Source organism: Rhodoplanes sp. Z2-YC6860, from assembly GCF_001579845.1.
Lineage (GTDB): Bacteria > Pseudomonadota > Alphaproteobacteria > Rhizobiales > Xanthobacteraceae > Z2-YC6860.
Map to the genome: position 1 here is coordinate 7,330,909 of NZ_CP007440.1, position 19,662 is coordinate 7,350,570.

Below are 19,662 nucleotides of genomic sequence, written 5' to 3' on the forward strand. Positions count from 1 at the left end.
AACATGACAGCCGCATTGCATTTCGACCACGCGAGACATTCTCTTGCATGCCGCACCGTTCCGCGCGCACTCGCAGCGGCAACCGGCGGCATTCAGGATCGGCCCTGGGCTCCCTGGTTCAACAGGCTTTCGTTTGCTAGCGTTTTCGCTTTCGACCATCGGGAGGCGACAATGATTGTGCGACGACAATTTCTGATTGGCTCAACGGCGTTTCTCGCTTCGACCGCGGTGGCACAGGCTCAGCCGGCACGCGTGACAATATTGTACGACGCGTTCGGCAAGCCGTCGGATTTGAAACGAGGCTGGGGGTACTCCGCCTTCATCGAATACGGCGGACGCAGAATCCTTTTCGACACCGGCGCCAGAAGCAAGGATTTCGCCTTCAACGTCGAAGCGCTGAAAGTCGACCTCAAGTCTCTCGACTTCGTCGTAATCACCCATAGGCACAACGACCACACGGCCGGACTGCTTCAGGTCGTGCGGGAGAATCCCGCTGTAACGATCTACACGCCGATCGAAGGCGCCCAGTTCAACTCGCCGACGCCGCCGGCTCTGGCAAACCTCATCAAGCGGTATGTCGAATCCGTACCCGACGACATGCGTTACTTCGGCGGCAACGCCAGCGGCATTGCGACTCCGGAGACGCCTTGGGCCGACGCAAAATTCTCATCCATCAGCGAGCCCAAGGAGGTCCTTCCCGGGTTTTTCATGTTCGCCACGCGCTCCGAGACACCCGGCACGCGTGAGATGAACGAGATCTCGCTGCTGATCAAAACGCCGCGGGGCGGCGTCCTGGTCGTCGGCTGCTCACACCCCGGCATCGAAAAGATCATCGAAGCGGCCGTGAAGATCGAGCCCAAGCTTTATTCGGTGTTTGGCGGCTTCCATCTGGTCGACATGACAGACGACAAGGTCACCGAGATGGTGCAGCGCTTCAAAGACAAGTGGGGGATCGAGCGCATGGCCGCAGGCCACTGCACCGGCCAATTCGCGTTCGCCGAGCTTGTGAGAATTTACGGCAACAAGTTCGATCACGCAGGCGTCGGCTCGACAATTCCGCTGCCGGCGTAACCCCGTGGCTCGCAGAGTCGCGGCCTGAAGGAATCCCTGCTAGCAACGCGACCGAATGAAAAACGTCGCGCGGCGGCAAATGCCGCCGCCAGGGAGAACGCCGTCATGATCCGCCGCAGTCTTCCTGCTGTTCGCGCTGGCCGCGGCCGGCTTTGCCGTCACGGAGGCGCAAGCCGCCGACTGGCGCCCGCCGGCGCCGGTCCGCATCGTGGTGGGCTTCGGAGCGGGTGGCGGCACCGACATCGCGGCGCGCATCGTCGCCGATCCGCTGGGCGACCTGCTCGGGCAATCGGTCGTGGTCGAGAACCGGCCCGGCGCGGGCGGCATCACGGCGGCGAACTACGTGGCGAAATCGCCGAAGGACGGCACCACCGCGCTGATGATGAGCAACGCCCATATCATCGCGCCGGCGATGTACAAGACCCTGCCCTATGACTCGGTCAACGATTTCCAGATGCTGTCGATGATCGGCAGCGCCGGCCTCGTGCTCGTGGCGCGGAAGGACTTTCCGGCGAACAATCTCGCCGAGACGCTCCAGCTGCTGAAGAGCTCGCCCGGCAAATACAACTTCGCGACGCCGGGCGTCGGCACGACGCAGCACTTTGCGGTCGAGCTGATGAACCAGATGGCCGGCATCAAAATGCAGCACATCCCGTTCCGCGCGACGCCGCAGGCGATCGCGGCGCTGCTCGGCGGCCAGGTCGAGCTGGTGATGGAGCTCATTCAGACCGTGCGCGGCCAGATCGAGAGCGGCGAACTGAAGGCCATCGCGGTGACCTCACCGCAGCGTTTTCCTTCACTGCCCAACGTGCCGACCTTCGCGGAATCCGGCCTGCCGGACTATGCGGTGACAAGCTGGTACGGGCTCGCACTGCCGGCCGGCACGCCCGAGCCGGCCGTGACGGCGTTCAGCGCGGCGCTGACCAAGGCGCTCGCGAGCGACCAGGTGCGCCAGGGCATCCTGAAAGTGGGCGCGCTGCCCACCAGCTCGACGCCGGAGGCGTTGCGGCAGCATATCGCGGCCGAAGTCGCGCGCTGGCAGGCGGTGCGCGAGAAGGCCGGGATCGAGCAGCAGCAATAGAAGCGGAGCCCTTACTCCGCCGCGACCAGCTTCTTGCCCGCGTTGCGCTTCAGGCAATCGATGGCGAAGTCGGTCGACATGATGTCGCCGAAGGTCAGATAGAAGTTGTTGATCGCCGCATTGTGGTCCTCGTCGGTGTTGGCGGCGTTGCCGTCGGTGATCATGACGGTGTTGAAGTTCAGCATCATGGCGTCGCGCGCGGTCGACTCGCAGCACACGTTCGTCACCGTGCCGGTGATCAGCACCGTGTCGAGGCCGCGCTGGCGCAGCTTCGCGGCCAAGTCCGATGAGCCCTGGATGAAGGCACTGTAGCGCATCTTCTCGACGATCAGGTCCTGCGGCAGCACCTTGAGTTCGGGGAACAGCTTGTAGCCTTCGCTATCGACGCCCAACGAGCGGCGGCGCCGCTCGGCGCCCTTGGTTCCCACCATCCGGTACAGCGTCGACCAGCTGGTCAGCGTCTCGTCGGTGAAGGCGGTCTGGATCCAGACCACCGTGCCGCCGGTGGCGCGCACCGCCTCGGCCAAACGGTTGATGTTGGGCACGATCTCGTGGGCCATGGCGCAGGGCGAATGCGCCACCTCGTGCTTCATGAAGCCGTTCTGCATGTCGACCACGATCAGCGCGGTCTTGGACGGATCGAGGTCGTCGAAGATGTGCTCGCGGCCGCGTCGTGCCACCACCCGATCGATCACCGACTGCGAGATCGAGATTTTATGCATCGCCAGGACCCTCCATCCGAAGGACAAATTATGCGATCCCCTGCGGCGGGAGGGCAACCGCCACGAGCGGTGGGCTCCCATGATTGGAGGAGTTTCAAAGCGTTGACAGGAACTTGATGCAGATCAATCCCAAGGCTCTGATTTCGGGACAAGAAACGCCTCGACAAGCAGCGTGGAAGGCTTCTAAAAATAGCCGGGGCGCCCAGGCGACGGGCGGTCCGCACGCGAAGAGAAGGCCGGATTTCCCATGAATTACGATGCGTTTTTCGCCGACGCCCTGTCCCGTCTGCGCGACGAACGGCGGTATCGGGTTTTCGCCGACCTGGAGCGCATCGCCGGCCGGTTCCCGCACGCCATCTGGCATTCACCGAATGGCCCCCGCGACGTCGTGATCTGGTGTTCCAACGACTACCTCGGCATGGGCCAGCACCCGAAGGTGATCGGCGCCATGGTCGAAACCGCCACCAAAATGGGGACCGGCGCGGGCGGCACGCGCAACATCGCCGGCACCAACCATCCGCTGATCGACCTCGAGCGCGAGCTCGCCGACCTGCACGGCAAGCAATCGGCGCTGGTGTTCACCTCGGGCTATGTGTCGAACCAGACCGGCATCCCGACCATCGCCAAGCTCATTCCGAACTGCCTGATCCTGTCGGACGCCTACAACCACAACTCGATGATCGAGGGCATCCGCCAGGCGGGCTGCGACAAGCAGATCTTCCGCCACAACGATCTGGCGCACCTCGAAGAGCTGCTGAAGGCGGCCGGCAGCCGGCCGAAGCTTGTGGCCTTCGAGAGCCTCTATTCGATGGATGGCGACATCGCGCCGATCAACGCGATCTGCGATCTCGCCAAGCGCTACGGCGCCATGACCTACCTCGACGAGGTGCATGCGGTCGGTCTCTACGGACCGCGCGGCGGCGGCATTGCCGAGCGCGACGGCGCGATGGCGCGCGTCGACGTCATTGAAGGCACGCTCGGCAAGGCGTTTGGCGGTCTCGGCGGCTATATCGCGGCCGACGGTGCGCTGTGCGACGCGGTGCGCTCCTACGCGCCGGGCTTCATCTTCACCACCGCCCTGCCGCCTGCGGTCTGTGCCGCGGCGGCCGCCGCGATCCGGCATCTGAAGACCTCGACCTGGGAGCGCGAGCGGCATCAGGACCGCGCCGCGCGGCTCAAGGCTGTGCTGAACGCCGCGGGCCTGCCGGTCGCGGAGACGTCGACCCATATCGTGCCGGTGATGGTCAACGAGGCCGAGAAGTGCAAGGCGGCGAGCGACCTGCTGCTCACCGACCACGGCATCTACATCCAGCCGATCAACTACCCGACCGTGCCGAAAGGCACCGAGCGGCTTCGCATCACGCCGTCGCCCTATCATGACGACGCGCTGATCGACGTGCTCGCCGAAGCCATGGTCGACGTCTGGCAGAAGCTCGGCCTGCCGCTGAAGCAGCACTCGCTGGCCGCGGAATAACGCGTTTATTCGGGCGTTTGAGCGCCCTTCTGGGCGGCGATCCGCCGCCGGACCCGGTGCGCCATAAACGGCACCAAGAGCGACACGATCAGAAACCGCGAAATCTGCAGGGCGCCGACGAACACCGGATCGAGGTGCAGCGCCAGCGCCAGCACCATCATGGTGTCCTGGGCGCCGGGCGAGAACGCGACCACCGCGTCGCCCACCCGGATCGACATCAGCATGGTGAGCACCATCACCGACAACGACGCGATGCTCATCGCCACCGCGAACGAACCGACCGCGGCGGCGAGGAAGCGCAAGAGTGTCATCGGCGCCGTACCCGAGAAGCGCGAGCCGGTCACAGCGCCGATGCCGACCACCGCGGCGCTTGCCACCCACCAGGGCAGCACCGCCGAGACATAGCCCAGGCCGTGCAGCACCGCCGAGGCCATCATCGACCCGAAAATCAGCCCGCCCGGCAATCTGAGCTTCCAGACCACCACGGCCGACACCGTCGAGGCCGCGACCAGGAGGCCGAGCTCCGCTAGCGACTGCGGATGCCCCGAGCTGAACCGCGCCATGACGACGCCGCCCGATGCTGTGAAACCGGACCAGGCGAGCGCGGTCGGGATGCCGACCGTGAGCGCCACCACGCGCATGGTCTGCACGATCGCAATCGCGCGCATATCGGCTTTGTACTCCGCCGACAGCGCCATCACCTGCGCGAGCGCACCGGGACTTGCACCGAACAAAGCCGACAACGGATCCCAACCATGCACGATGCGCAGATACGCGCTGGTTCCCATGATCATGCACACGGTCGAAACCGCGAGCACTGCGATGCTGAGCGGAAACGCACCGAGCCCTTTCAGGGTGTCGGGCGACACCACCGCGCCGAGCGAGATGCCGACCAGCACGGAGATCGTGCGCGCCAGCGGCACCGGCACCGTCACCGGCCGTCCGGCGAGCGCCGCGCTCGCCACGCCGAGCAGCGAGCCGGTCACCAGCCCCGCCGGAAAACCAAGCCAAGTCAGCAGGATGCCGCCCGTGGCCCCGTAGGCCAGCGTCTCAAGCGTGCGCAGGATGATGGGCCTGACAGACGAAAACGAAGCGGGCATTGCGCGATCAATGCCGCGCTGATCGCGCTCCGTCAAACGGTGCTTTGCTGAGCACCCACGACGTTCCGCGGAGCGGCACCGTCACGCTTCGATGCCAAGACTAAACTTCTAGGCCAAGACTAAGCTTCGATACCAAGACGCATCGCCATGCGCACCATGTCGGCGACGCTCTTGACGGCGAGCTTCTTCAGAATTCGCGCGCGATGAATCTCGATGGTGCGCGGACTTATGCCGAGGCGGCGGCCGACCTCTTTGTTCGAGGCGCCGGTGATCAACTTCTCAAACACGACACGCTCACGCGGCGTCAGCGTTTCGAAACGATTGTGCTCGATCGATCGCGGCGCGACGATCGGCTCGGCACCTTCCATTGCTTCCAATGCTTGCTGAGTCATGAGCGCTGAACCTCGCTCGGCGATCCGGAATAGGATCAGCAAAAGTAAAATCGCCCCGCCGCGCGCAAAGATCAAGTTGAATCGTAGGCAAAGAAGAGCGCATTGACACAGCAATATTTTTTGGCATTGCGGAAAAAAGCTTTGACACTGTGCGCTTGTCAAAAGCCGTCGCTGAATGGCACCGCAGAAGATCGGCTGCAAATTGCTGTAGATTGCGCTACCTGATGTCGCAACAAGACATCGCGGACGAAATTTCGCTTGAAAAAATTTTCGCGGCGAATACGCAAAACCTCTGCACAACTTCGGACCTTCGTCGCATGCGAGACTTTGTCTCGCGCCGCACGATATCCTTGCTCGCGCGTTTGAAATCGCACGAGCATTACACCGCGTCAGGCCGTACCTGACAGCCGATCGATCGGCGGAGCCTTAACGATACGCCGCCGTAACGCTTCCGCGGGCTCGCGGGCCGGTGGACAAGCCCTCGCCGCTGTGGTGATTCTCGTTAAAGAAGCGCCCGCCAAGCGTCGTCCCGGCGCGGCCTTCCAAGGAAGACGACATGCTGCAAGGCTGGGTCGTCATAGCCGTAGCGCTCGGCTACATCGGCCTTTTGTTTCTGGTGGCAAGCTACGGCGACCGCGCCCGGCGGTTCGGCCGCCATAGCCGCGCGCGGCTGTGGATCTATCCGCTGTCGCTGGCGATCTACTGCACCTCCTGGACCTTCTTCGGGTCGGTCGGATCGGCGTCGCGCAGCGGCTATGAGTTTCTGACCATCTATATCGGCCCGGTGCTGATGATCGGGCTGTTCGCGCCGCTGATCGGCCGTGTGGTGCGGCTCGCCAAGGCGCAGAACATCACCTCGATCGCCGACTTCATTGCGGCGCGCTACGGCAAGAGCCAGGCAGTGGCCGCGACCGTGGCCCTGATCGCGATCGTGGGCACCGTCCCCTACATCGCGCTGCAGCTCAAAGCGGTGTCGTTCTCGCTTGAAACCATCATCGCCCACGTCATGCCGAACGAGGCGGCCCGGCCGCTGCTTGGCGACATGGCGCTGTTCGTCGCCCTGTCGATGGCGGTGTTTGCGGTTCTGTTCGGTACCCGGCACATCGACGCCACCGAGCATCAGGACGGGCTGATGCTCGCGGTCGCGACCGAATCCATCGTCAAGCTGGTGACGTTCCTCGCGGTCGGCACCTTCGTCACGTTCTGGATGTTCGACGGGCCCATGGCGCTGTTCGGCAAGGCGATGCAGTCTCTGCCGGCAGCGTCGGTGCTGACCCGCGAGCCGGCCGCCGGCCCGTGGATCGCCTCGACGCTGCTCTCCTTCATCGCCATCCTGCTGCTGCCGCGGCAGTTTCATGTCGCCGTGGTCGAGAACAACGACGAGCGCGAGATCAAGCGCGCGCGCTGGATGTTTCCGATCTATCTGGTGCTGATCAACCTTTTCGTGGTGCCGATCGCGATCGCGGGCCTGCTCACCTTCCCGGCCGGCAACGTCGATGGCGACATGTTCGTGCTGGCGCTGCCGCTCAGCGCCGGCTCCAACCTCTTCACCATCCTGGCCTTCGTCGGCGGGCTGTCGGCCGCGACCGCTATGGTGATCGTGGAGTCGGTGGCGCTCGCCATCATGGTCTCCAACGACATCGTCATTCCCTGGGTGTTGCAGCGGCGTCAAACGCTGATCGAGGGCAGCGAGGATGTCGGCGCGCTGCTGCTCACCGTGCGGCGGCTCGCGATCTTCGCGATCCTGCTGTTTGCCTATTTTTATCACCGCTCGGCAGGCGATTCCCAGCTCGCGGCGATCGGCATCCTGGCCTTCGCGGCCATCGCCCAGCTCGCACCGGCCTTTTTCGGAGGCCTTGTCTGGCGCAACGCCACCGCCGGAGGTGCCATCGCCGGCATGACGATCGGCATCCTGACCTGGGCCTACACGCTGCTGCTGCCGACCTTCTGGGACAACACCTTTTTGGCGCAGGGACCGTGGGGCATCGAGTTGCTTCGCCCGCAACACCTGTTCGGTCTCGATCTGCCGCCGCTGGTCCATGGCGTGGTTTGGAGTCTCGCGCTCAATTTCCTGACCTATATCGGCTTCTCGATCCGCCGCGCGCCGCGGCCGATCGAGCGGATGCAGGCCGACGTGTTCGTGCCGACCCGCCTCGCTCCGATGGCGCCGGGCTTCAGGCTGTGGCGCTCATCGGTCACGGTTGGCGATCTGACCTCGACCGTCGCACGCTACCTCGGCGAGGACCGTACCCGCTCCTCGTTCGAGAGCTTTGCCGTGACGCGGCGCATCAGCCTGCAGCCCCAGGTGGAAGCCGACGTCCAGTTGCTGCGCTATGCCGAACACCAACTCGCCTCGGCGATCGGCGCGGCCTCCTCGCGTCTTGTGCTATCGCTGCTGTTGCGCAAGCGCACGGTGTCGACAGAGGCCGCGCTGAAGCTGCTCGACGATGCGAATGCTGCGATCCACTACAACCGCGAGATTCTGCAGACCGCGCTCGACCATGTGCGCCAGGGCATCGCGGTCTACGACAAGGAAATGCGGCTCGTCTGCTGGAACCGGCAGTTCGGCGAAATCCTCAACCTGCCGCCGGAGCTGACGCGCGTGGGCGCCAATCTCGAGGAGATCGTCCGCTATAACGCCGAGCAGGGTGCGCTCGGCCCGGGCGACATCGAGACGCTGGTGCGCGCCCGACTCGAGCAATACGCCAGCACCGACGAGCCTTATCTCAAGCGCTTCATTGATCGCGGCCTGGTGGTCGAGATCCGCACCAACCGCATGCCGGACGGCGGCATCGTCACCACCGCGACCGATATCACGCCGAGCGTGGTCGCAGCCGAAGCGCTGGAACGCGCCAATGCCACGCTGGAGATGCGGGTGCGCGAGCGCACCGGGGAGCTCACCCGCCTGAACGCCGAACTCGGCCGCGCCAAGGCCGAAGCCGACGAGGCCAACATTTCCAAGACCCGCTTCGTTGCCGCAGCCAGCCACGACATCCTGCAGCCGCTGAATGCGGCGCGCCTCTACGTCACATCGCTGATGGAACGCCGCGACAAGGGCGACGATGCGCGCCTCGTCGAGAATCTCGATGCCTCGCTCGACTCGGTCGAGGAAATCTTCAGCGCGCTGCTCGATATCTCGCGGCTCGACACCGGCGCGATGCGGCCCGAGCTGGTGAGCTTCCGTATCGATGAGCTGCTGCGCCAGCTCGAAGTCGAGTTCGCGCCGCTCGCCCACGAAAAAGGCCTCAAACTGAAATTCATGCCGTGCCGGCTCGCCATCCGCTCCGACCGGCGGCTGCTGCGGCGGCTTTTGCAGAACTTCATATCCAATGCCATCAAGTACACGCCCAAGGGCCATGTGCTGATCGGCTGCCGGCGTCGCGGCAGCAACCTTCGCATCGACGTCTACGACACCGGGCTCGGCATTCCGGCGTCGAAGCGGCGGGTGGTCTTCCGCGAATTCCAGCGGCTGGACGAAGGCGCCAAGGTGGCGCGCGGGTTGGGCCTCGGGCTTTCGATCGTCGAACGCATCGGCCGCGTGCTCGATCACAAGGTCGATCTGCTCTCGGTGCCGCGGCGCGGCTCGCGCTTCTCGGTCACGGTGCCGGTATCAAGCGCCGCACCGGTGCAGGCGCAACGCGAGACGGCGGCGCCCGACCGCGGCCAGCTCTCCGGCGTTACGGTGCTGTGCATCGACAACGAACCCAAGGTGCTCGACGGCATGGAGACACTGCTCGGCGGCTGGGGCTGCCGGGTGCTGAAGGCGCCGGATCTTGCGACAGCGATCACCGCGACCGAAGCCGCGGCGGATCCGCTGCATGGTCTGCTGGTCGACTATCACCTCGATCGCGGCACCGGTTTGGCCGCCATCGCCGAGTTGCGCCAGCGCTTCGGCGCGAACCTGCCGGCGATCCTCATCACCGCCGACCGCTCGCCACTGGTGCGCGACCTGGCCCGCGAGAAAGATGTGCAGATCCTCAACAAGCCGCTGAAGCCCGCCGCGCTCCGCGCGCTGATGGCGCAATGGCGCGTGCAGCGGATTGCTGCGGCGGAGTGAGCGGCGGCAGGCCAAAGCAGCGATCACGCACTCAGACGCAGACCTCGACAGCAGCGACCAGAGGCGTGTCCGGCACAAGCTCAATTTTCGCCACAGCAATCGGCCGGATTTCGGCAAAGCTTTGATCAAGCTGATCCAGACGCGCACCGAGCGCCTGCCCTTTCAGACCCAATGCATCTTGCTCCAACTCCCGGGCTATGTCCGAAAGGCGCAGAAAGCCCAGACTTGCCGCAGTGCTTTTCGTCGCGTGTGCGTCGCGCTGGACCGCAGCCCCGTCTCCTTGCTCGGCGGATGCGCGCATCGAAACGATGCGCTGCTCCGTATCGACCAGGAACGTCTGCATGACCATCTTGGAGTCCGCAGCACCCAAAACCTCCGACAATTCGGAATAAATCCCGGATTCAAACCGAGGCCTGCAAGCCGCGTCGCTTGGCTCGGCACCATCCGCCATTTCCAAAGGTGCGCAACAGAGGCGCGTATCCCTGAATCTCGCAATCGCCTCAGCCAATCCCTGCCGCGTCAAGGGCTTCGGCACGAAATCATTCATTCCGGCATTCAAGCACTCGTCGCGGTCATGCTTTTGGACGTTGGCCGTCAAAGCAACGATATGCGGCGTCCCGTGGGCTCCTGCGAGCTGACGAACCGCCCGGGCCGCCGTCAGTCCGTCCATCTCCGGCATCATGACGTCCATGAATACCAAGTCATACGCAGTGCGCGTGCACGCTGCCACCGCTTCGACGCCGTTGCCGGCGATATCGACGGCGTAGCCCAAGCTGGCCAGGATCTTCGTCGCGACAAGCTGATTGGTCTTGTTGTCTTCCACCAGTAGCCCGCGGACACCGGCTCCGCCGGCCGCCGTGGTCTGTCCCGGTGCAGCGCTCGCCCAGCCGTCATCGGAACCAATCGGCGGAACCAACGAGGGCGCGCCGCGCAAACATTCGATCGAGAACTTGAACGTCGAGCCTTTTCCCGCTTCACTCTCCACGGAAATGGTCCCGCCCATCAGGCCGACGAGCCGCCTGCTGATCGCCAGCCCCAAGCCCGTGCCGCCGAACCGTCGGGCGATCGAACTGTCCAACTGAGAAAATTCGCGGAACAGCAAGGCGATTCCATCCCGTGGAATGCCAATGCCGGTATCGCACACCTCGAATGCCAACCGGATGCGGTCCGGGTCGGAGGATGCGGCCACGTCGACGTTGACTGTCACGCGACCCTGCTTGGTGAACTTGAGCCCGTTGCCGACCAGATTGAACAGCACCTGCCGCAGATGAGCCGGATCGCCGATCACCGATGCCGGTACAGCGTCGGTGAAGAGGGCTGACAATTCCAATCCTTTCTCGCGTGCCTGGGTCGCCAGCAGCGCGACGGAATCCTCCACCAGTTTTCGCGGATCGAAGGCGATGCGTTCGATTTCGACGCGATCCGCCTCGAGCTTCGAGAAATCGAGCACGTCGTTGATGACCTGGAGAAGATGGGTCGCAGATTCCCGGAGGGTCTTTGCGCAGCCGAACTGCTCCGGCGTCAGCTCGGTTGCGAGCAGAACCTCCGACATGCCGACGACGCCGTTCATGGGCGTCCGGATCTCGTGGCTCATCATGGCCAGGAATTCCGACCGGGCTCGCGTGCCCGCTTCGGCTGCGTCGCGCGCATGCGACAGAATTCTCTGATAGCGCGACATGAAGAACATCATGCCGAGAATCCAGAACGTCAACATGAGCGCGATCGCGATCTTCGTCCAAAAGCCTTGCTTGTGTGCCTGAAGCACCTCGTTGACCGACAACCCCACCGACACGATCAACGGATAGCCTTTGACGCCACGATAGGCGACCAGCCTCTCGATTCGATCCAGCTGACTTACGGCCCGGTATGAACCTGACCTTGCTTCGCTGAATTGCCTGAACAGCGCTCCCCCCGCCAGCGACTGTCCGATCGCGGCAGCCCCGGCTGAGCCCCGCGCCCGCACGATGCCATCAAGCCCGACAAGGGTTACGGCACCCAGCTTGCCCACGTCGATCGACTGATAGAATTTGGCTAGGTAATCTGGATCCAGCGATACGACGACAACGCCGCCGAACGACCCGTCCGGCATCATGATCCGACGCGTAAGTTGGATCGACCATTTGCCGCTAACACGACCGAAGATGGGCTTGCTGATGAACAGCTCGTCGACCTGCCGTGCTGCATGCACTTTGAAATGTTCGCGGTCGCTGAGATCGAGGCCCGGCTTTGAACCCGGGATGTTGCTCGCCACCATCAAGCCGTCCTTGCCGATGACAACAACCTGGAACGTGAAGTCACTCAGAAACTGACTGCTGCGCGTCCACAGCGACATGTCGAACGAATCCATGTCGCGAGCATAGGAATCCCGCACGTAAAGCAGCGTCTGATCTGCCGCTCTGATGGCACGGATGATCTGCTCCTCAAACGCACGCGACAGGTTTTCGGCATTCTGGATGGCAGCACGTTCAGTCTGCTGCTTCTCCGTATACGAGAAATACAGCGCACCAACCCAGATCAGGAGCACCGCCGAAAGTCCCAAGAGCACACTGGCGTAAGGCCCGATTCGCAGCAGCCAATCCTGCCGCCTGGCGCCGGGCAATTTGTTTAAAGCGGCTTGATGGACCAGACGATAGGGCATGCAGCACCAGGACAAGGCGATCGGTTCGCGCCGCCAATGCATCACAGTTTGGATAAGAAGCCGTGCCTAACGCGCCTACGTAGTTTCCCGTAAGAGCTTCCCTGACACGGCAGTCGGGCAAAGCCTGCGACGACGCGTCATGCAGCGATGAGGTTTAACAATCTCGGCAGAGAACCGGCTGCTGGATGCGCTATCGAAAGGCCGCAATGCCGGAAAAAGCACCATCGGTTGTCAGGAAGAACCCGTATCATCTTCATTTGAAGCATGGCTCTTATCTGCAATCGCATTCGATATCGTCGCTGCAAGCTTAATGCGACCGAACAACGAAATTGTCGGACGGCGGTCAACACCGCATTTTTCCTGGGGTCGCAGTAATCGTGAGACGCGGTGCGCTCGAGGGCGCATGACAAATGCTTATGACGCATTTCCTCCTGCGTCAGTCGACGACTTTCGTCGACACGAAGAGTCACGGGTCGGCGCAAGAGCGCTTTAAATAAATCTGCCTACGTTCAGCATCACGGATCGGCCAGACATTCTGTACATCCGAAGCCTCGATCGCCAGCACGATCGCGCATGCCTCGGTCGCAGGCTGGCGATACGCGGACAACAAAGGAATGAACAGATGAGCGAGCCAATCGCCGCAGGGACGCAGATCAACGACGCCGGGCGATCAGCATCGGCAAATGCCAACGCGGCGGCAGCACCTGGCCTTGCGCAATTCATCAGCTTCAAGATCGGCGACGAGACTTATGGCGTCGACATTATGGCCGTTCGCGAGATCAAAGGCTGGACCGAGATCACACAACTTCCGGAGCAGCCAGACTTCGTTCGCGGCGTTCTGAATCTTCGCGGCGTCATTGTTCCGATCGTAGACCTCCGATGTCGCTTTGGTTTGGGGTCGACGGAGGCAACGTCACTGCACGTCATGATTATCGCGTCGATCGATCAAAGCCTCGTCGGGCTGCTTGCGGACAACGTCTCGGACATTATCGCAATCGAGCCGGCGACGATCAAACCGATCCCTCGCGTCAGCCCAAGCAAACACTCCGTCTTCTTGAAGGGATTGGCGACCATCGACACCGACATGATCGCGATCATCGAGCTCGACGCCCTGCTCGGCGAGCACGCTCGCATGACGGGAAATGAATTCGCCAAAATTGTCCCTCAATAACCCTCCACAACGAGAAACCATCATGAAAATTCGCAAGTCCCTGACCGCATTCGGAGCAATACTGGCTTCGGCGGTCGTGGTCGCCACGCTCGCGGGCAGCATCGTCGCCAACAAAATCCGTATCGGCGGCGACACATACGCCCAAATCGCACAGGGCAAGGACCTCGTAGCCGACATTCTGCCGCCGCCGGCTTACGTGATCGAGGCTTATCTCGAAGCCACGCTTGCACTCAATGGCGCCAAGCCGATTGCCGAGAGCCGCGCCGATCTCAAGAAGCTGCATGCCGACTACAACGACCGCCGGGACTTCTGGCGCAAGTCCGATCTCGATTCCAACATCAAGCAGAAGCTGACCGAGTCGTCCCATCAGGCGGTCAGCCGATTCTGGTCGGTCGTCGAAGATCAATTGCTGCCCGCGTTGGAGAAGGGCGACAAGCAAGCAGCAACTGGCGCGCACCTTGCCCTGACCCAGGCCTATGGAGATCACCGCAAGGTCGTGGACAGCATCGTGAAGGATGCGGAGGCGCTCAACAACTCGCTCGAAGTGACGGCAGGCTCGCAAACCCGCCTCGCGGTATGGTCCATTGCCGTCGTGATGCTGTTCGTGCTGGGCGTGCTCGGCGGCGGCATCTGGTTCATGGGCCGAAACGTCGTCTCCCCCGTCGTCAACTTGACCTCCGTCATGCAGGCGATGGCGTCCGGCTCGCTCGCTGCCGAGATTCCATTCGTCCAACGAAACGACGAGATCGGCAACATGTCCAAGGCTCTGCTGGTCTTCCGCGACGCGGGGCTCGAAAAACTCAAGCTCGCGAAGGCGAACGAGGAGCAACGCCGCGCGCGGGAGGAAATGCTGACAAAGGACGCCGCCGCGCAAGCTGCTGCTGTGGAGGAGCGCACCGCGGTGGCTCAGGAGCAGGCCCGGATCGTGAATGCGCTCGGGCTGGGCCTTCAGAATCTCGCGGCCGGCGATCTGGGCTTCAGGCTCGACGACGAATTCCCCGCCGCTTATCGAAAGCTTCGCGATGACTTTAACGGCGCCCTGACGAAGCTCAACGATACAATCGCGGTCATTGCGTCCGCGGCGGGAGAGGTCATGCAGGCCACCAATGAGATCTCCGGCGGCGTGACCGATCTCTCCCAACGAACCGAAGAGCAGGCCGCCAGCCTTGAGGAAACCTCTGCATCCATGGAGCAGATTTCGGCGACGGTGAAGAAGAACGCGGACAGCGCAGGCCAAGCGAGCCGCGCCGCCACAAGCACTTGCGAGGCTGCCACCCGCGGCGGCGAGGTGGTTGCCCAGGCGGTCAGCGCCATGTCGCAGATCGAGCAATCGTCATGCAAGATCTCCGACATCATTGGCGTGATCGACGAGATCGCCCGGCAGACCAACCTGCTCGCGTTGAACGCGGCCGTGGAGGCAGCACGCGCGGGTGACGCGGGCCGCGGTTTTGCCGTGGTGGCTTCGGAAGTCCGCAGCCTCGCACAGCGTTCGTCTCAGGCGGCGAAGGACATCAAGGACCTCATCACCAGTTCCAACAGCCAGGTCAAGAATGGCGTCGACCTCGTCAACCGGGCCGGCCAGTCGCTCAACGAAATCGTCGAGGCCATTCGCGGGGTCGCGCTCATCGTGAACGATATCGCGCATGCGAGCGCCGAGCAGGCTGGCGGCATCGATCAGGTCAACAAGGCGCTGGCCCAGATGGACGAGGTCACGCAGCAGAACTCCGCGCTCGTCGAGGAAAGCGCGGCTGCGGCGAAGACTCTGGAGCAGCAAGCCAGCGAAATGAACGATCGCGTAGCGTTCTTCCGTGTCGGCGGGAGCAGCCCGGCTGCCGTCGAGGCGGCAGCCGGCGAAGCCCCTGCGCTTGCGCAGATCCGTGCTGGTAAGTCCGCACGGGTTAAGCAAGAGCTGACTCCCTCTTCGCCGCCGCGAAATATGGGACGCCGAGGTCCGGCCAGACGCATGCAGACCGCGCTGGCCGCAGCGCTGAGTCCGGACGAGGACTGGAAGGAATTCTAGCCACAAGCCGGATGGCGGCGTCAGGCACGCGGACGCCGCCGCCGGCCGCACCAGCACTGACCTATCGGCGGAAAACGCGGCGCGAGTTTCAATCAACGCCACAACCAAACGGAACATCGGGGGCATCATATGCAAGGCAATCTCGCCGGCGCGGCGGATGGGAGCACACCTTCCCTGCTCGTCATCGACGATGATTTTGTGCAGCGGACGATCATCTGCAAGATCGGAGAGAGCCTTGGGTATCGCCCGCAATCGGCGGCGTCCTCGGAAGAAGCCCTGGTTGCGCTGGAAGGCGATCAATTCGATTGCATCACGCTTGACCTGTCGCTCGGCGAGCAGCCCGGCACAAATCTGCTTCGCACCATTGCGAGCTTCAGGAAAACCCCTGTCATCATCATCAGCGGCTGCGACGAGAGGATTCAAAATTCGGCAGCACGCCTTTCGAGCGCACTTGGTTTAGGCTTCTGCCAGGTCGCAAAGCCGATCAACCTCGATAAGCTCAGAGCCGCGCTTCGCGACAATTGGCCCCGCGAACGCGAGGCAACCCGGCGAAGGAACACTCGACCTGTCATCGATCTGGACCAACTGGTCGCGGCGATCAGTCGCCATGAAATCGTTCCCTGGTTCCAGCCGAAAGTCCGGCTGGGCTCTGGCGAGGTTGTGGGATGCGAGGCTTTGGCCCGATGGAAGCATCCGGAGCTCGGCTTCATTCCGCCCGACGTCTTCATCCCCCTCGCGGAGGCGGCCGGCCTCATTCCTCGACTGACGTCGTCCCTGATGCGCGATGCCGCCCATTTGGCGAGCCGGATTGTGGGCCAACGCCCGAAGTTTTCCGTGGCGGTCAACGTCTCGGCTTCTGAATTGACCGATGTCACCCTGTTCGATCGGGTCGAACAGATGCTTGCGGACCATAACCTGCCGCCCTCGGCGCTGACCATTGAGATCACGGAAAGCACCGCGATGTCGGACACGACCAAGGCGACCGAAATTCTTGTGGGTTTGCGGCTGCGAGGCGTCGGCGTATCGATCGATGACTTTGGCACCGGCCACGCTTCCCTCGCGGCTTTGGCCAGAATGCCGTTCAATGAGCTCAAGATCGACAATCAGTTCGTGCGCAAGAGCGAAATCGATCGCGACATGGCTCGCGTCGTACGCGCCTGCGTCCACCTGGGGCACGAGTTCGGAATGCAGGTGGTGGCCGAAGGTATCGAGAGCGCTTCGCTGTGGGGGCGGATGACGCAAGCAGGATGCGACATCGCACAGGGGCTGGCGATTTCGCCGGCGATCGAAGCCGATCAGTTCGTGCAATGGGTGGAGCAGTGGGGCGGCTTGCGCACCTTGGAGACGGCCGCGGCCGCGTACGCGTGAGATTGGCCGAAGGTCAATTCTGGTTCGCCGCAGCCTGCGGCCACTGACCGACTTCGATCTTCGCGGCCGCGATGACGGCCTGCGTGCGGCTGTCGACGCCGAGCTTCTGCAGGATCGCCGAGACGTGCGCCTTTACGGTCGCCTCCGACACCGACAGCTCGTAGGCGATCTGCTTGTTGAGCATGCCCTCCGACAGCATCATCAGCACGCGCACCTGCTGCGGCGTGAGCGAAGAAAGCCGCGCCATCAGCGCCGCCGATTCCGCGTCCGCACCGCCGGAGAGATCGACGTCGGGCGGCGTCCACACGCCGCCGCCAAGCACCTTCTTGATCGCCTGTCGCATCTCGTCGATGCCGAGCGTCTTCGGCATGAAGCCCGATGCGCCGAAATCCATGCAGCGGCGGATCACCGACGGATCGTCGTTCGCCGACACCACCAGCACCGGCACGCTCGGATGTTGCGCGCGCAGAAACATCAGCCCGGAGAAGCCACGCACGCCGGGCATCGCGAGATCGAGCAGGATCAGATCGACCTCGTCGCTCTCCTCGAGCAGCTTGGACATTTCCTCGAAGGTGCCGGCTTCGACAATGTCGGCCCGCTCGACCATACCGGCCACGGCCTCGCGGAGCGCGCCGCGGAACAGCGGATGGTCGTCGGCTATCAGGAGCCGATAGTTCGGATCGCTCAAACTCAGTCCTCGATCACGGGCCACTCCCCCGCGGGCCAGTCCCGGACCTCGTAAAATCTAGCCGATTGGAACCGGCAATGCATCGTCCTGAACGGATTTGATCGGGGCTTGGTTAGCCCGGGGCGGGGCTGAAGCCAGGCCGGTTTTCACAGCCGGGAGCCGACAAATTGCAGCAGCACCTCGCGGCGATGGGGCCGCGTCCGGTGCTCGACCAGATAGATGCCCTGCCAGGTTCCAAGCTTCAGGACGCCACTTTCGACCGGCACGTGGAGCGTGACCCCGGTCAGCATGGTCTTGATGTGGCCCGGCATATCGTCCGGCCCCTCGACCGTATGAACCCAGGGTCCGTCGGCGGGGGCGAGCCGCCGCAACGCGGTGACCAGGTCGGTCTGCACGTCCGGATCGGCGTTTTCCTGGATCGTCAGCGATGCCGAGGTGTGGCGGAGATAAAGCAGCAGCAGGCCGTCACCCGCCCCGCATTGCGCGACGAAGCGCCGCGCCTCGTCGGTGATGTCGGTGAAGCTCTCGCCCTTGGTTTCGAGGCTCAGTTCCGCGCTCGCGAGAAGCTCCGGCGCGACGGTGCGGATGGCGGAAAGCCGGGCCGCCACCCTCAGCCCTTCCGTTGCTGGATGTCCCGTTGCAGGTCCATCATCATATCGACGAGCTTGCGCCAGACGCCCTTCATATAGGCAATGGCGCGGTCCACCTCGGCGTCGGTCGGCAGCTTCAGGTCGGCAGGCGGCTTGGCGGTGCCGGGCGACGGGTCGGGCACATTGCCCGGCGGCACTGGCTTCACCCCGGGATTGGCCTCGGCCAGAGGCCCCGGCACATCACCCCGCGCCAGCAGGGACTTTTTCAGGCTGGCATTTTCCCGTTGCAGCCGCGCGATCTCGCCGTCCAGCGCGGTGCGCTCGTCGGGAGCCACCGTGCAGGTCCAGCCGGCCGGCGTTTGCGAGCATTGGGCGACCTGACCGGTGACGCTGTCGAGCCGGACGAAGGCCTCGCCGACCCGGTGGAAGCTGAAGCGGGCGGCCTCGCCGGGCGGCTGCGGCACCGTCTGAGGCGGAACCGGCGCTTGCGTCTGAGCCTGCGGAATCTGGGCCGGAGCCTGGCTTTGCTCCTCGGCGGCGGCGAACGGCACGGCGAGCAGCATGAGACCCGCCAACGGAGCGGCAGAGGCCGGACGCGTCATGGTTCGTCTCCTTCGAAACTCCAGCGGAATGTCGTTTGGAGCGCCGCTTTCCGGCGGCTTTGCCAAGACTCAAACCCGACATCGCCTGCGCTTGCAACTCGCCACCCACAGAGACGTTTCAATGTCTGCCCGGACTGGCCCTAACGCATTGAGAGAATGAATGAATCAGCCCACTGCCCCAGGTATGGCATTCCTTGACTCGGAAAACCCCAATCACTATGGTCCGCGCGGCTTCAAGCAAGGCAGGCAATCTCTGGGTTTGCTCGCGACGCCGCAGTGTCCAAAACGGGGCTTCTGACCATGCCCGACACGCGCGACGAGAGTGGAAACGGTGGCCGGCTGAACGAAGAGGCTGATCTCTCCGCGAGGCTCAAGCGTCTCGGCGAACGGCTCCACCACCAGCAGGGGGCGAGCCGGCAAGCTGAAGTTGGGCCCAGTTCGAAGAGCGATCCGTCGGCACTCGCCCGCGGTTTCCGCCTTTCCACCGAACTGGTCGCCGGTGTCGTGGTCGGTGCGCTCATTGGTTGGGCGCTTGATCGCTGGCTCGGCATCTCGCCGTGGGGGATGATCGTGTTTCTCTTGCTCGGCTTCGCCGCAGGCGTGGTCAATGTGATGCGAGCCGCTGGCGTTTCCAGTGGACCGGGCCGGAAATCACGATAAAAGCACGGTGAAGTTGGCGACGGACTGA

Annotated in this window: 15 protein-coding genes; 8 read left to right on the top strand and 7 right to left on the bottom strand. The window is 63.5% G+C overall.

All coding sequences use genetic code 11. The annotated features are described in order from the left end of the window. Window positions 1-171: 171 nt before the first annotated feature. Together RHPLAN_RS34105 and RHPLAN_RS34110 are read left to right on the top strand one after the other, a co-directional pair. Window positions 172-1,071, top strand: coding sequence for an MBL fold metallo-hydrolase (locus RHPLAN_RS34105; RefSeq protein ID WP_068028253.1), 900 nt, complete (start codon window positions 172-174; stop codon window positions 1,069-1,071). Window positions 1,072-1,279: 208 nt separating this feature from the next. Further along, window positions 1,280-2,152 carry a tripartite tricarboxylate transporter substrate binding protein gene (locus RHPLAN_RS34110; RefSeq protein WP_237179972.1) on the top strand — a complete coding sequence of 291 codons (873 nt, stop codon included), beginning with the start codon at window positions 1,280-1,282 and terminating at the stop codon, window positions 2,150-2,152. An 11-nt stretch (window positions 2,153-2,163) separates the two neighbouring features. Here RHPLAN_RS34110 and RHPLAN_RS34115 read toward each other — a convergent pair whose 3' ends face one another. Beyond that, window positions 2,164-2,874, bottom strand: coding sequence for an isochorismatase family protein (locus tag RHPLAN_RS34115; protein ID WP_068028257.1), 711 nt, complete (start codon window positions 2,872-2,874; stop codon window positions 2,164-2,166). 247 nt (window positions 2,875-3,121) lie between these two features. On the opposite strand from RHPLAN_RS34115, the gene hemA reads away from it, so the two are divergent. Next, window positions 3,122-4,348, top strand: coding sequence for a 5-aminolevulinate synthase (hemA, locus tag RHPLAN_RS34120; RefSeq protein ID WP_068028258.1), 1,227 nt, complete (start codon window positions 3,122-3,124; stop codon window positions 4,346-4,348). A gap of 5 nt (window positions 4,349-4,353) precedes the next feature. Here the strand turns inward: hemA and RHPLAN_RS34125 are convergent, their stop codons facing one another. Next, window positions 4,354-5,448 carry an AbrB family transcriptional regulator gene (locus tag RHPLAN_RS34125; RefSeq protein ID WP_068028260.1) on the bottom strand — a complete coding sequence of 365 codons (1,095 nt, stop codon included), beginning with the start codon at window positions 5,446-5,448 and terminating at the stop codon, window positions 4,354-4,356. Window positions 5,449-5,567: 119 nt separating this feature from the next. Next, entirely contained in the window at window positions 5,568-5,915 is a 348-nt protein-coding gene (locus tag RHPLAN_RS41115; protein ID WP_442971794.1) for a response regulator transcription factor, read from the bottom strand. A 481-nt stretch (window positions 5,916-6,396) separates the two neighbouring features. Between RHPLAN_RS41115 and RHPLAN_RS34135 the strand changes: the two genes are divergently transcribed. After that, window positions 6,397-9,897 (top strand): hybrid sensor histidine kinase/response regulator, encoded by a 3,501-nt coding sequence (locus RHPLAN_RS34135; protein ID WP_068028267.1) that lies wholly within the window; start codon window positions 6,397-6,399, stop codon window positions 9,895-9,897. 31 nt (window positions 9,898-9,928) lie between these two features. On the opposite strand, the gene RHPLAN_RS34140 is transcribed toward RHPLAN_RS34135, so the two are convergent. Continuing rightward, window positions 9,929-12,535 (bottom strand): hybrid sensor histidine kinase/response regulator, encoded by a 2,607-nt coding sequence (locus tag RHPLAN_RS34140; RefSeq protein WP_198164618.1) that lies wholly within the window; start codon window positions 12,533-12,535, stop codon window positions 9,929-9,931. 622 nt (window positions 12,536-13,157) lie between these two features. Here RHPLAN_RS34140 and RHPLAN_RS34145 point away from each other — a divergent pair. The 3 genes from RHPLAN_RS34145 to RHPLAN_RS34155 all read left to right on the top strand — a co-directional run bounded on the left by RHPLAN_RS34145 (window position 13,158) and on the right by RHPLAN_RS34155 (window position 17,094). Beyond that, window positions 13,158-13,706: a chemotaxis protein CheW gene (locus RHPLAN_RS34145; RefSeq protein WP_084246146.1), complete on the top strand. Its 549-nt coding sequence runs from the start codon at window positions 13,158-13,160 to the stop codon at window positions 13,704-13,706. A 22-nt stretch (window positions 13,707-13,728) separates the two neighbouring features. Further along, window positions 13,729-15,726 (top strand): methyl-accepting chemotaxis protein, encoded by a 1,998-nt coding sequence (locus tag RHPLAN_RS34150; protein ID WP_068028269.1) that lies wholly within the window; start codon window positions 13,729-13,731, stop codon window positions 15,724-15,726. A gap of 129 nt (window positions 15,727-15,855) precedes the next feature. Next, window positions 15,856-17,094, top strand: a complete 1,239-nt coding sequence (locus RHPLAN_RS34155) for an EAL domain-containing response regulator (RefSeq protein WP_068028272.1) — start codon at window positions 15,856-15,858, stop codon at window positions 17,092-17,094. A 13-nt stretch (window positions 17,095-17,107) separates the two neighbouring features. Here the strand turns inward: RHPLAN_RS34155 and RHPLAN_RS34160 are convergent, their stop codons facing one another. From RHPLAN_RS34160 to RHPLAN_RS34170, 3 genes are all read right to left on the bottom strand, one after another. Then, window positions 17,108-17,782: a response regulator gene (locus RHPLAN_RS34160; protein WP_084246150.1), complete on the bottom strand. Its 675-nt coding sequence runs from the start codon at window positions 17,780-17,782 to the stop codon at window positions 17,108-17,110. 146 nt (window positions 17,783-17,928) lie between these two features. After that, on the bottom strand, window positions 17,929-18,396 hold the full coding sequence (locus RHPLAN_RS34165) for a secondary thiamine-phosphate synthase enzyme YjbQ (RefSeq protein WP_068028275.1): 468 nt from the start codon (window positions 18,394-18,396) through the stop codon (window positions 17,929-17,931). After that, a complete protein-coding gene (locus tag RHPLAN_RS34170) occupies window positions 18,393-18,935 on the bottom strand; it encodes a hypothetical protein (RefSeq protein WP_157100662.1) in 543 nt (180 codons plus the stop codon). Before RHPLAN_RS34170 ends, RHPLAN_RS34165 begins: the two co-directional genes overlap by 4 nt. A 339-nt stretch (window positions 18,936-19,274) precedes the next feature. On the opposite strand from RHPLAN_RS34170, the gene RHPLAN_RS34175 reads away from it, so the two are divergent. Further along, window positions 19,275-19,634, top strand: a complete 360-nt coding sequence (locus tag RHPLAN_RS34175) for an AtpZ/AtpI family protein (protein WP_068032281.1) — start codon at window positions 19,275-19,277, stop codon at window positions 19,632-19,634. Window positions 19,635-19,662: the final 28 nt, after the last annotated feature.

Bases quoted from the DNA above. Each gene is read 5' to 3' on its own strand.
- RHPLAN_RS34140 (WP_198164618.1), bottom strand. From the start codon at position 12,535: ATGCCCTATCGTCTGGTCCATCAAGCCGCTTTAAACAAATTGCCCGGC.
- RHPLAN_RS34155 (WP_068028272.1), top strand. From the start codon at position 15,856: ATGCAAGGCAATCTCGCCGGCGCGGCGGATGGGAGCACACCTTCCCTG.
- hemA (WP_068028258.1), top strand. From the start codon at position 3,122: ATGAATTACGATGCGTTTTTCGCCGACGCCCTGTCCCGTCTGCGCGAC.
- RHPLAN_RS34170 (WP_157100662.1), bottom strand. From the start codon at position 18,935: ATGCTGCTCGCCGTGCCGTTCGCCGCCGCCGAGGAGCAAAGCCAGGCT.
- RHPLAN_RS34145 (WP_084246146.1), top strand. From the start codon at position 13,158: ATGAGCGAGCCAATCGCCGCAGGGACGCAGATCAACGACGCCGGGCGA.
- RHPLAN_RS34135 (WP_068028267.1), top strand. From the start codon at position 6,397: ATGCTGCAAGGCTGGGTCGTCATAGCCGTAGCGCTCGGCTACATCGGC.
- RHPLAN_RS34115 (WP_068028257.1), bottom strand. From the start codon at position 2,874: ATGCATAAAATCTCGATCTCGCAGTCGGTGATCGATCGGGTGGTGGCA.
- RHPLAN_RS34150 (WP_068028269.1), top strand. From the start codon at position 13,729: ATGAAAATTCGCAAGTCCCTGACCGCATTCGGAGCAATACTGGCTTCG.
- RHPLAN_RS34175 (WP_068032281.1), top strand. From the start codon at position 19,275: ATGCCCGACACGCGCGACGAGAGTGGAAACGGTGGCCGGCTGAACGAA.
- RHPLAN_RS34105 (WP_068028253.1), top strand. From the start codon at position 172: ATGATTGTGCGACGACAATTTCTGATTGGCTCAACGGCGTTTCTCGCT.
- RHPLAN_RS34125 (WP_068028260.1), bottom strand. From the start codon at position 5,448: ATGCCCGCTTCGTTTTCGTCTGTCAGGCCCATCATCCTGCGCACGCTT.